The 11,543-nt window shown below is 74.3% G+C and carries 10 protein-coding genes; 5 read left to right on the top strand and 5 right to left on the bottom strand.

The genetic code is table 11. From position 1 onward, the window contains the following. The first annotated feature begins 22 nt into the window (after positions 1–22). Positions 23–559, top strand: a complete 537-nt coding sequence (locus tag F0L68_RS19190) for an NUDIX hydrolase (RefSeq protein WP_149850980.1) — start codon at positions 23–25, stop codon at positions 557–559. Between the two features lie 3 nt (positions 560–562). Here the strand turns inward: F0L68_RS19190 and F0L68_RS19185 are convergent, their stop codons facing one another. Further along, positions 563–1,489, bottom strand: a complete 927-nt coding sequence (locus F0L68_RS19185) for a DNA-3-methyladenine glycosylase family protein (RefSeq protein ID WP_149850979.1) — start codon at positions 1,487–1,489, stop codon at positions 563–565. Between the two features lie 6 nt (positions 1,490–1,495). After that, a complete protein-coding gene (gene manB, locus F0L68_RS19180; RefSeq protein WP_149850978.1) occupies positions 1,496–2,611 on the bottom strand; it encodes a mannose-1-phosphate guanylyltransferase in 1,116 nt (371 codons plus the stop codon). A 179-nt stretch (positions 2,612–2,790) separates the two neighbouring features. Here manB and F0L68_RS42470 point away from each other — a divergent pair, with 179 nt between their 5' ends. Further along, positions 2,791–3,276 (top strand): hypothetical protein, encoded by a 486-nt coding sequence (locus F0L68_RS42470; protein WP_188316671.1) that lies wholly within the window; start codon positions 2,791–2,793, stop codon positions 3,274–3,276. Between the two features lie 184 nt (positions 3,277–3,460). Here F0L68_RS42470 and F0L68_RS19170 read toward each other — a convergent pair whose 3' ends face one another. From F0L68_RS19170 to F0L68_RS19160, 3 genes are read right to left on the bottom strand one after another with little or no spacing between them, the layout of a single operon-like run. After that, the gene (locus F0L68_RS19170; RefSeq protein WP_149850977.1) at positions 3,461–4,324 is read right to left on the bottom strand and encodes a glycosyltransferase; all 864 of its coding nucleotides are present in this window, start codon (positions 4,322–4,324) and stop codon (positions 3,461–3,463) included. A gap of 38 nt (positions 4,325–4,362) precedes the next feature. Continuing rightward, positions 4,363–5,517: a glycosyltransferase family 4 protein gene (locus F0L68_RS19165; protein WP_149850976.1), complete on the bottom strand. Its 1,155-nt coding sequence runs from the start codon at positions 5,515–5,517 to the stop codon at positions 4,363–4,365. 59 nt (positions 5,518–5,576) lie between these two features. Then, positions 5,577–6,707 (bottom strand): glycosyltransferase family 4 protein, encoded by a 1,131-nt coding sequence (locus F0L68_RS19160; protein ID WP_149850975.1) that lies wholly within the window; start codon positions 6,705–6,707, stop codon positions 5,577–5,579. Between the two features lie 36 nt (positions 6,708–6,743). On the opposite strand from F0L68_RS19160, the gene F0L68_RS19155 reads away from it, so the two are divergent. From F0L68_RS19155 to F0L68_RS19145, 3 genes are all read left to right on the top strand, one after another. Further along, entirely contained in the window at positions 6,744–7,694 is a 951-nt protein-coding gene (locus F0L68_RS19155) for a glycosyltransferase family 2 protein (protein WP_223198935.1), read from the top strand. An 81-nt stretch (positions 7,695–7,775) separates the two neighbouring features. Beyond that, positions 7,776–10,298: a glycosyltransferase gene (locus F0L68_RS19150; RefSeq protein ID WP_149851057.1), complete on the top strand. Its 2,523-nt coding sequence runs from the start codon at positions 7,776–7,778 to the stop codon at positions 10,296–10,298. Continuing rightward, the gene (locus tag F0L68_RS19145; RefSeq protein ID WP_149850974.1) at positions 10,291–11,379 is read left to right on the top strand and encodes a glycosyltransferase family 4 protein; all 1,089 of its coding nucleotides are present in this window, start codon (positions 10,291–10,293) and stop codon (positions 11,377–11,379) included. The genes F0L68_RS19150 and F0L68_RS19145 overlap by 8 nt, the downstream gene beginning before the upstream one ends. Positions 11,380–11,543 lie beyond the last annotated feature (164 nt).

Genomic DNA, 11,543 nt, shown 5'->3' with positions numbered 1-11,543 from the left:
CGAGCGAAGGGCTGATTCACCGTTGAACCTGCACGAAGACACGGTCTCGGTGCTGACCGACTGGCGGCCCCCCGATGCCAGCCAGGAGTCGATGCGCCAGGCGTTCCTCGGCTTCCTGGCCGCCCGCGAGGACGGCTGCCGGCGATCCTGCGAGCCGGGGCACGTGACCGCGTCGGCGGTGGTGTTGGACGCGAACCGGGACCGAGTGCTGCTGACCCTGCACCCGAGGGTCGGCCGGTGGCTCCAGCTCGGCGGGCACTGCGAGCCAGAGGACGAGACGCTGGCCGGCGCGGCGCTGCGGGAGGCGACCGAGGAGTCCGGCATCCGCGGCCTGCGGATCGAGCCGCAGCCGCTGCACCTGGACGTGCACCCGATCACCTGCTCGCTCGGCGTGCCGACCAGGCACTTCGACGTGCGGTTCCTGGTGCGCGCCCCGGTCGGCGCGGTGCCGGTGCGCAGCGCCGAGTCGATCGACCTCCAGTGGTGGTCCGTCGACGCCCTTCCGTCCAATGTGGACACGATCCCGGAGCTGGTCCGGCTGGCCCTCACCCAGCCCTGACACTTACATGGCGCGGTAGTCGCGGCCGGCGTAGCGGGGGCCGAAGCGCGGTTTGCGGAAGCCGGAGGCCTCCAGGTAGCGGACCGCGCGTTGGCGGTGCGGCGCGTAGGGGGCCAGCACCTCCAGCATGCCGTCGTCGTCCAGCGGGTGGCCGACCAGCGCCCAGCCGACGAGGTCGGGGATGTGGAAGTCGCCGACGGACACCGCGTCGGGATCGCCCCAGGCGCGCTGCGCGATCTCGGCCGCGGTCCACACGCCGATGCCGGGCACCAGGCGCAGCAGTCGCCTGCCCTCCTCGCCGCCGACCTCGGCGGCTCGCTCCAGTCGGTGCGCCACCGAGGCCGCGTTGCACAGCGTTCGCCTGCGCGCGCCGTCCACCCCGGCGCGGTGCCACTCCCAGTCCGGGATGGACAGCACGGCCTTCGGGGTCGGCGCGACCCGCAGACCGGCCGGGACGGGGCCGGGGGCCTCGGCGCCGAAGCGGCGGCACAGCTCCCGCCAGGACCGGTGCGCCTCGCGGCTGGTGACCTTCTGCTCCAACACGGCCGGCAGCAGCGCGTCCCAGACCCGACCCGAGGTGCCGAGCCGGAGACCGGGGCGCAGGCGCCGCGCGTCGGCGATCAGCGAGTGGTGCGCCTCGAACGTTGAGTCGTCGTCCAGGTCGCCGAGCAGCGCGGGCAGGCCGTCCAGCAGCCACTGCGCGCCAGCGCCCCACGCCTGCGCGACGACCTCGCGGCCGTCCCTGCGCACGGCGAGACTGCCGGTGCCCGCCGGCGTGTTCGCGGCCAGCCACAGCACGCCGGTGTCGTCGGCAAGGAACGTCGGGTCGCCGCCGCCGTGCCGCAACGGCCCGAGCACGGCCGGCAGGTCAAGCGGGTAGGCCGGCAGGAACGTTCGCCGCGCCTGCCCCGCAACGACCCCGGAACTCATCTGGACTCACGCGTCCGGGGAGAAACGGATCCCGCCGTCGGGCAGCCGGACCCCCGGCCACACCCTGGCCCCGCCGACCAGCTCGCACCGCGCGCCGACCACGGCGCCGTCGCCGATCACCGCGTCCCGCACGACCGCGCCAGCCTCGACCCGCGCGCCAGCGCCGAGCACCGTGCGCTGCACGATCGCGCCCTCGCCGACCACGGCCCCGTCGAACAGCACGGATCCGTCCACAGTGGACCCGGCCGCGACGACGCAGCCCGCGCCGATCGTGGCTCCCCCGGCGAGGATGGCCTCGGCGTGCACGGTCGCGCCGTCGAGCACGATCGCCTCGCCGGTCGCGCCGGGCAGCGCCGAGGACGGCGCGACCCCGCGCACCAGGTCGGCCGAGCCCTGCACGAACGCCGCAGGGGTGCCAAGGTCCAGCCAGTACGACGCGTCCACGTAGCCCTGGAGCCGCTTGCCCTCGGCGAGCAGGCCGGGGAACGTCTCGCGCTCCACCGACACCGGCCGGCCGGCCGGGATGGCCTCGAGCGTCTCGCGCCGGAACACGTAGCAGCCCGCGTTGATCTGGTCGGTCGGCGGGTTCTCTGTCTTCTCCAGGAACGCGGTGACGCGGCCGTCCTCGTCGGTCGGCACGCAGCCGAACCGGCGCGGGTCGTCCACCTTCACCAGGTGCAGCGTGACGTCCGCCTCGGCCTCCCGGTGGGTGCGCAGCACCGACCGCAGGTCGACCCCGGACAGGATGTCGCCGTTGAAGACCATCACGTCGTCCTCGCGCAGCCGGTCGGCCACGTTGCGGATCGCGCCGGCGGTGTCCAGCGGGACGTCCTCGACGACGTACTCCAGCTCCAGCCCGAGCCGTGTGCCGTCGCCGAAGTACTCCTGGAACACCTCGGCCTTGTACGACGTGCCGAGCACCACATGGGTGATCCCGGCCGCCCTGATCCGCGACAGCAGGTGGGTGAGGAACGGCACGCCCGCCGTCGGGAGCATGGGCTTGGGCGCGGACAGCGTCAGCGGCCGCAGCCTGGTGCCCTTCCCCCCGACCAGCACGACCGCCTCGACCCCTTGCAGCGGCGGAACCTCGGACTCCAATGGTTCCGGTGCGCTAGCCGACATGCCGGTTTTCCTCCTCCGCTTACGGCAACCCCTCTGAGGGGAATACTCTGACAGAGCGCATCCAAGACGCGGGTGGCGGACCCGACCGGGTGAGCGTGGTGCCGGCAACCAGCCGGTGCGGAGATGGGGCACGCCGGCGCCAGCTGCCGGCCCAGGCAACGCAGGAGAGGTCATTGCCGATGGACCCCCGCGACCGGGCCGACGCGTTGCTCGCCAGGGCCCGTGCACGCAGCCGCTATGTGGTCGCGGTCGACAACGCGACGTCACCGATGGACGCGTCGAGCACCCAGCAGATCCCGAGGACGATGGTCACGGCCGCCGATCCCAGGATGGTCGACCCGGACTCCACGATGGTGCTCTCCGCGCGGACCGCCCAGGGCATGTCGGGGCAGCTGCCCCAGCAGACGACCCAGCCACCCGCGCCCGCGCAGGGCCAGCAGCAACAACCGGCCCAGCAGCCGCACCAGCAGGGTCAGCAACCGGCCCAGCAGCAACCCGGCCAGCAGGCCCAGCAGCCGCAGCAGGCCGGCCAGGCACCCCAACCGCCCCAGGCACCCCAGCCGGTCCAGCCGCCGGAGCCGACCCAGGCCCCCGGCCTGGTGCCGACGTTCCACCAGCAGCAGGGCAACCGGCAGAGCATGTCCCAGCGCCTCAGCGGCGAGTGAGCGCTAGGTCGTGTCCCGTGGGTCTTTTCCGTCGCGAGCGGGGATCCAGGTGTCGTCTCGCAAGGCGCGCACGCGTCCCCATCCCGGTGTTGGATGGGGGCGTGGGCGCAACGCGGCGAGGCGGCGCCCGGGCCCCGCGCAGCAGGAAAGAGATCCACGGGACACGGCCTAGGTCGCCCTCGGCTCACCCTCGCCGGGTGATCACCTTCAGCCGCAGTTCCAAGCCGGCCCGCACGGCCAGCCGCACCGGGGCCCAGCGCGGCCCTCGGTGCCGGTCCGCCAGGTAGCGGTAGGCGCTGCGGTGGTGCTCGGCGAGCATCCTGCTGGACGCCCGCGCCGTCGAGTGGCCGCCGATGTGCACCACCTCGGCGGTCGGCACGTACACGTTCAGCCAGCCAGCCCTGCCGAGCCGGTCGCCGAGGTCGACGTCCTCGAAGTACATGAAGTACCCGGAGTCGAAGCCGTCGACGGAGTCGAACGCCGAACGCCGCATCAGCAGGCACGACCCGGACAGCCAGCCGACCGTGCGTTCCCCGGCCGCCGCGTCCTCCTGCCGGTACGCCCGTGTCCACGGGTTCGCCGGCCACACCTTGCCGAACACGGCGTGCCCGACGCCCCGGCCGAGCGAGGGCAGCAGCCGCGCCGACGGGTAGACCTCGCCGCTTGGCTCCCGGATCAGCGGCCCGAACGCGCCGCCGCGCGGCCAGCGGGCCGCCGCCTCCAGCAGCGCGTCGAGCGAACCGACGCCCCACTCCAGGTCCGGGTTGGCCACCACGATCCAGCCGACGTCGTCGGGCAGCCCGGCGACACCCCGGTTCGCGCCGCCGCCGTAGCCGAGGTTGCCGCCGGTCGGCAGGAAGGTCACGTTGTCCCGCGCCGAGGCCCGCTCCGGCGCGCCGTCGGTCGAGCCGTTGTCGGCGAGCACCACCCGCACCGGACGGACGGTGGCCTTGGCCAGCGTGTCCAGGAAGGGCTCGAGCGTCTCACCGGGCGAGTAGGTGACGGTCACGACGGCGATCTCGTCGCCGTAGGGTGTCGGTTCGGTCACGGGGCAACATTGTGCACCGCGTGCTCCGAGCCGCCGCACTAGGCGCGGCTTCGCCTGCGCAGCATGGCGGCCCGCTCGTATGCCTCGCGGTGTTTCGCGGCGCTGGCCGCCCAGGAGAAGTCCTTGGCGCGGCGGACGGCCGTGCCGGCGAGCTGCGCGCGCCTGGCCGGGTCGTCGAGCAGGTCGGTCAGCGCGGCGGCGATGTCACCGGCGCCGACGCCGCAGTAGGCCACCGCGTCCCCGCCGACCTCGGGCAGGCTCAGCCTGCGGGTGGTCAGCACGCTGGCGCCGCACGCCATCGCCTCCAGCACGGGCAGGCCGAAGCCCTCGCCGAGGCTCGGGTAGGCGACCACCGAGGCGCCGCCGAGGAAGCCGGACAGCTGTTCGAAGGGCAGGTACCCGGCCCTGATCACCCTGACCCGGTGCGGCACGGCGTCCAGCGCCCGTTCGACCTGGCCGTCCCAGCCCGGCTGGCCGGCGAGCACCAGCGAGGGCGGGTCCGCCCTGCCCCGGCACGCCTGGGCGAAGCCCCTGATCAGCGCTGGCACGTTCTTGCGCGGTTCGAGCGCGCCGAGGAAGGCGACGTAGGGGGCCGGGCCGAGGCTGAGCGTCCTGCGGACGGCCCCGACCTCCTCGGGCGACGGCGGGTGAAACCTGGCGCCGTCCACGCCGTGCTGGGCGATGTGCAGCGAGCTGCGGTTCGCGCCGGCGACCCTGGCCAGCTCGTCGGCGGTGGCCTGGCTCGGCACGACGCACAGGGCGGCCCTGCGCAGCGAGGCCCTGGTCCACGCGCGGAAGAAACGCGCCTTCACCGAGGAGTGCAGCATCGCGTCGGTGAAGAAGGTCGCGTCGTGCAGGGTGACCACCGAGGCGGCCGAGCTGGCCAGCGGGCTGGTGTAGTGCGGCGAGTGCACGACGTCGACGCCGAGGCGGCGGGCCAGCCTTGGCAGGCTGGTCTGCTCCCAGGTGAGCCGCGCGGTCCTGGTGGCGACGCTCTCTGCGGCTGGCACGATCCGCGTGCCCGGCGCGAGTTCGGCGTAGAGCTGGGCGTCCCTCGGCTGACAGACGACGCTGAGCCGCGCGCCGTCCGCGTCCAGCGCCGCCACCAGTGAGTCGACGTAGCGGCCGACGCCACCTCGGTCGGCGGGCACAGCGGTGGCGTCGATCAGAACGTGGGGTTGAGCGAGGGACACGGATTGCAGGGTACGTGCGTGCGCCGACACGCGGGCTGGCTATAAGGCAAACCGACGGTTCAACGTAATCCGGCTCGCACCGCCCGATACAGCTCGAGGTGCAGCGTCCACACGGACTCGGCGGCCCGCTGCCAGGTGAACTGGGCCGCCCGGCGTCTGCCGGCGGCGATCGCGACGGCCGTGCGCTCCGGATCGTCGAGCACGGTGCGCAGGGCACCCGCGAGCGAGACAGCGTCCCGCCGGCGGGCGAGCACGCCGGCTCCCCCGGCGACCTCGACCAGCGCGGGGGCGTCGGAGTGCACCACGGGCACGCCGACCGCCATCGCCTCGAGCAGCGGCAGCCCGAAGCCCTCGGCGAGGCTCGGCACGGCGAGCACGGCGGCGCGGCGCAGCACCACGGCGAGGTCGGCGTCGCTGACCCGGCCGAGCAGCCGCAGCCGCTCCGGCGGCAGGTGGTGCCGCGCCGCCAGCGCGCGCAGGTCGAGGCCGCCCCAGCCCTGCGGGCCCGCGATCACCAGGGGCAGGTCCGGCGCGTGCCGCCCGGCCATGGCCTCGACCAGCACGTCCAGGCCCTTGCGCGGCTCGATGGTGCCGACGGCGAGCACGTAGCGGTCCGGCAGCGCCAGGTCGGCCGCGACCCGCCGCGCGATCGCCTCGTCGGGTGCGGCGGCCAGCACCGCCGGGGTGCCGTGGCCGACGACGTGCACCCTGGCCGGGCCCGGCGAGAACTGGGACAGCTCGGCGGCGACGGCCGCGGTCGGCACCACGACCGCGCTGGCCCGCCGCGTCGCTCTGCCGACGGCCGCCCGGTGCCAGCGCGCGCCGCGCGGGGTCAGCGTCTCGGGATGGGTCCACGGCACGGTGTCGTGCACGGTCACCACCAGGCCGCGGCGGGCCGCGGGCGGGGCCAGCGGGGTCGGCGCGTGCACGGCGTCGCCGCCGGGCCACAGCGGCACGCCGCGCTCCCAGGCCGCCACGAGCGCGCGGCGCGGCAGCGGCAGGATCCTGGGGCCGACGACGCCGGGGATGACGGCCGCGCTCGGGTCGGCGTGCCGGCTGACCGCGCCGCGCACCTCCCAGCCCGGCGGGGCCGTCGCGGCGAGCGCCGAGGCCAGCTCCCAGGTGTAGCGGCCGGTGCCGCCCGGCACGGCGGCGAGCAACTGCTCGGTGAGCACGACTAGCTCTGGCACGGGCCCAGCTTCCCATGTCATGACTAGGCTCAACGGGTGCCGGACGCGTTGTCGGATTCCCCTCGCAGCACCGTGATCGTGGTCACCTGGCGCGGCCGGGAGCACATCACGGCGTGCCTCGACGCGCTGGCGGCGCAGGGCAGGGCGCACCGGACCATCGTGGTGGACAACGCGTCGACGGACGGCACGGCCGAGCTGATCGCCGCGCATCCCAGCGCGCCGAGGGTGCTGCGGCTGCCGAGGAACGCGGGCTACGCGGGCGGCCTGGCCGCCGCGCTGCCGCTGGTGGACACCCCGTTCGTCGGCTGGCTCAACGACGACGCCGCGCCGGAGCCCGACTGGCTGGCCGCGCTGGAGGACGCCGTGGACGGGTCGGCGACCGTGGCGGCGGCCACCTCGTCGATGCTGCTCGGCGACGGGTCGACGCAGTCCGTCGGGGTGCGGCTGACCGGGGACGGCCACGGCGCCGACCTGACGCTCGCCGGGCGGGACGTGTTCGGCTTCTGCGGCGGGGCAGCGCTGCTGCGGACCGACGCGTTGGCGCGGGTCGGCGGCGTGCCGGCGGACTTCTTCTGTTACTACGAGGACACCGACACCGCGTGGCGGCTGCGGTTGGCCGGCTGGCGGGTGGTGTCCGTCGGCCCGGCCAGGGTGCGGCACCGGCACGGCGCGTCCACCGAGCCGGGCTCGGCGCGGTTCCACCGGTGGAACGAGCGCAATCGTTTGCTGACCCTCGCACGCTGCGCGCCGGCCGGCGTGGCGCTCCGCCAGGCCGCCGCGTTCGCGGCGATCACCGCGGCGCTGCCGCTGCGACGGCTGAGGGGGGTCGCCGTGCCAGACGCGGCCAACTTCCGCCTCCGCCTCCGGCTGCTGGTGCTCGCCGAGCTGCTGCTGCGGCTGCCCGGCTGCCTGGCCGCGCGGCGGCGGATCGGCCGGTCGGCGACGGTGCCGAGGGCGGCCGTGTGGCGGGAGTGGGCCGGGCGCTGACCGGGGCACCCGCTGCCTGGGCCCATAATGCGCAGGAACTTCAGGTGCGGCGGAGAGGGGCGAAGAGTGCCGGACGGCGCGATGCTGCCAGTGGTGTCCGTGGTGGTCGTGAACTACCGCGGCGCGGAGGACACCATCACCTGTCTGCGCGCGCTGAGCGAGGAGCTGGACTATCCGGCCGATCGCCTCCAGCTGATCTGCGTGGACAACGCCTCCGGCGACGGGAGCGCCGACCGGATCCGGCGGGCCGTGCCGTCCGTCGAGGTGGTCGAGTCGCCCGAGAACCTCGGCTTCGCCGGGGGCTGCAACCTCGGCGTCGGCCACGCCAGGGGCGACGTGCTCGCGTTCCTCAACAACGACGCCCGCCCGGACCGCTACTGGGTCCGCGCCGCCGTCCGGGTGCTGCGCGCCGAGCCGACGGTCGGCGCGGTGGCCAGCAAGGTGCTCGACTGGGACGGCGAGAAGATCGACTTCGTCGACGGCGGGCTGACCTGGTTCGGCATGGGCTACAAGCGGCACGCCGACGAGCCGGACGACGGCAGCCACGACGCGCCGCGCGACGTCCTGTTCGGCACCGGCTCCGCGATGTTCGTCCGCGCCGAGCTGTTCCGCCTGCTCGGCGGGTTCGACGAGCGGTTCTTTATGTTCTACGAGGACGTCGACCTCGGCTGGCGGCTGAACCTGCGCGGCTGGCGGGTGCGCTTCGAGCCAGCCTCGCTCGCCTACCACAAGCACCACGCTTCAATGTCCACTGTGGACACCAGTCGCGAACTGTTCCTGTTGGAGCGCAACGCGCTCGCCGCGCTGTACAAGAACCTCTCCGACGAGACGCTGGCAAAGGCGCTGCCGGCCGCGCTGGCGCTGTCCGTGCGCAGGGCCACCGCGCGCGGCGAGATCGACCCGACCCAGCTGGAGATCACCCGCAGGCCAGCGGACCCGGCCGAGGACGCCGCACCCGTGCCGGTGTCGCGCTCCGCGCTCGCCGGTTTCCTCGCCATCGACCAGTTCGTCGAGCTGATGCCCTCGCTGGCCGCCTCCCGCAAGACCGAGCAGGCGGCGCGGCGACGGTCGGACGCCGACCTGGTTCCGTTGATGCGCAAGGCGATGGAGCCCGCATACCCGCTGCCGCGCTACCTCGCCGCGCACGACGTGCTCGTCGAGGTGTTCGGGCTGGAGGAGGTCTTCGGCCGGCCGAGGCGGGTGCTGGTGATCACCGGCGACGCCATCACCGAGCGGATGGCCGGGCCGGCGATCCGGGCCTGGAACATGGCCGACGTGCTGTCCGCCGAGCACGACGTGCGGCTGGTCACGATGAACCCGCTGTGCGCGCCGCCGGACGCGGCCTTCTCGGTGACCAGGGCGCGCCCCAAGGAACTCGACCCGCACCTGGACTGGGCCGACATCATCGTGTTGCAGGGCCACGTGCTGGAACTGGCGCCCGCGTTGAAGAAACGCGGCTCGACCAAGATCGTCGTCTGCGATGTCTACGACCCGATGCACCTGGAACTGTTGGAGCAGGGCAAGGACACCGTCGCCGAACAGCGCGCCAAGGACCTCGCCGGGGTCACCAAGGTGCTCAACAACCAGCTGGAGCGCGGCGACTTCTTCCTCTGTGCCTCGGAGCGGCAGCGGCACTTCTGGCTCGGCCACCTCGCCGCGCTCGGCCGGCTCACCCCGGCCCTCTACGACGACGACCCGACCGTGCGTTCGCTGCTGTCGGTGGTGCCCTTCGGCCTGCCAGGCAAGCCGCCGCAGCGCACCGGGCCCGCGATCAGGGGCGTGCTGCCCGACATCGACCAGTCGGACAAGGTCGTGCTGTGGGCCGGCGGTGTCTACAACTGGTTCGACCCGCTGACGCTCGTGCAGGCGGTCGACCGGCTGCGCGTCGAGCACGCGGACCTGCGGCTGGTGTTCCTCGGCATGAAGCACCCCAACCCCGAGGTGCCCGACATGGACGTCGCCGGGCGGACCAGGGCGCTGGCCGAGCGGCTCGGGCTGACCGACCGGCACGTGTTCTTCAACGAGACCTGGGTGCCCTACGGCGACCGGCAGAACTGGCTGCTCGACGCGGACTGCGGGGTCACCACCCACTTCGAGCACGTCGAGACGACCTTCGCGTTCCGCACCAGGGTGCTGGACTACCTGTGGGCCGGGCTGCCGATCGTCACCACCGATGGCGACTCGTTCGCCGACCTGGTGCGGACCGAGGGGCTCGGCGTGGTGGTGCCGGCCGAGGACCCGGCCGCGCTGGCCGACGCGCTGGAGCGGGTGCTCTACGACGTGGAGTTCGCGCAGGCCTGCCAGGACCGGATCGCGGTGGTGCGGGAGCGGTTCACCTGGGAGACGGTGCTGGCTCCGCTGACCGAGTTCTGCCGCAACCCGAGGCCGGCCGCGGACCGGCTGCCGGGGTCGGCCCCGCTGGTGCGCGTCGAGCCGCTCGGCAGGGCTGGCCAGCTGCACCGCGACCTGAACCTGTTCCGCGAGTACCTGGACCAGGGCGGCCCGATCGAGCTGGCCAGGCGGGCGACCGGGCGAATCCGCCGGATCGCGGGCGAACGGCTGCGCGGCGGCGGTTCCCGGCCCGGTCAGGACCAGCGTGGCTAGCCGGCCGCTGCGGGTGCTGCTGGACGGCACCCCGCTGCTGGGCAACCGCACCGGCATCGGCCGCTACACTGCGGCGCTGGCCGAGGAGCTGGCCTCGATCCCCGAGCAGGTGAACATGCGCGCGGTGGCGTTCACTGTGCGTGGCTGGCGGGCGCTGCGGTCCGTGCTGCCGCACGACGTGCAGGCGCGCGGGCTGCCGGTGTCGGCGCGGCTGCTGCGCAAGTGCTGGCTGCGCAGCGCCTTCCCGCCGGTCGAGCTGTACGCGGGGCTCACGGACGTGGTGCACGGCACCAACTTCGTGCTGCCGCCGGCGATCCGGGCTGGCGGCGTGCTGACCGTGCACGACCTGGCGTTCCTCGACGCGCCGGAGGAGCTGCCGCCGAGCGACCGCGAGCTGCCCGCGCTGGTGCGCCGGTCGGCGCAGCGGGCGGACATCGTGTGCACGCCGACCAACGCGGTCGCCGCGGCGGTGGCCGAACGGCTCGGCGTGCCCTCGGAGCGGATCGTGGTGACGCCGCTCGGCGTCGACCCGGCGTGGTTCGCGGCGCGGCCGCCGAACGAGGCGCTGCGCGCGCGGCTGGGACTGCCGGCGGAGTACGTGCTGTTCGTCGGGGCCGGCGGACCGCGCAAGGGGCTCGGCGCGCTGCTGCGCGCGCACGCCGAGACGCCGTCGCTGCCGCCGCTGGTGCTCGCCGGACCCGGCGCGGCCGGGCGGGACGACCGCGTGCTGCGGACGGGCTACCTGACCGACGTCGACCTGCGCAGCGTGGTCGCCGGCGCGTCCGTGCTGGTGCTGCCCTCGCGCGACGAGGGATTCGGGCTGCCGGTGCTGGAGGCGTTGGCCTGCAACGTGCCCGTGGTGTGTTCGGACGTGCCCGCGCTGCGCGAGGTGGCCGGCGGGCACGCGACCCACGTGCCGGTCGGCGACGTCGCCGCGCTCGGTGACGCGTTGCGCGCCGCCGTCGAGGATCCCCCGTCGTTCGTCACCCAGGCGGCCAGCAGGGCGCGTGCCGCCGAGTTCACCTGGCGGCGCTGCGCGGAGACGACGATAGCGGCGTACCGGCGCGCGGCGGACCGCTGATTCGGCGGCCTACGTTTCACGCGGAGCACTCGCGCTGATTGGTTCGCGCGGGCTCTTCGCGCGGGCTCTTCGCGCGGGCTCGGCGTGCGCCGGTGCGCTAGTTCTGACTGGGATGCGGGGAATGCACGGCGTTTCGCACGAGCCAGTCCAGCTTTCGCAGCTGA

This window comes from Solihabitans fulvus, from assembly GCF_008386585.1.
Classification (GTDB): domain Bacteria; phylum Actinomycetota; class Actinomycetes; order Mycobacteriales; family Pseudonocardiaceae; genus Solihabitans; species Solihabitans fulvus.
Note: the sequence above shows the minus strand (reverse complement) of the source record. Positions and strands in the feature narration are given on the sequence as shown.

Coding starts and splice junctions, on each gene's coding strand:
- F0L68_RS19185 (WP_149850979.1), bottom strand. CDS start 1,489: ATGAGTTCCGGGGTCGTTGCGGGGCAGGCGCGGCGAACGTTCCTGCCG.
- manB (WP_149850978.1), bottom strand. CDS start 2,611: ATGTCGGCTAGCGCACCGGAACCATTGGAGTCCGAGGTTCCGCCGCTG.
- F0L68_RS42470 (WP_188316671.1), top strand. CDS start 2,791: ATGGACCCCCGCGACCGGGCCGACGCGTTGCTCGCCAGGGCCCGTGCA.
- F0L68_RS19150 (WP_149851057.1), top strand. CDS start 7,776: ATGCTGCCAGTGGTGTCCGTGGTGGTCGTGAACTACCGCGGCGCGGAG.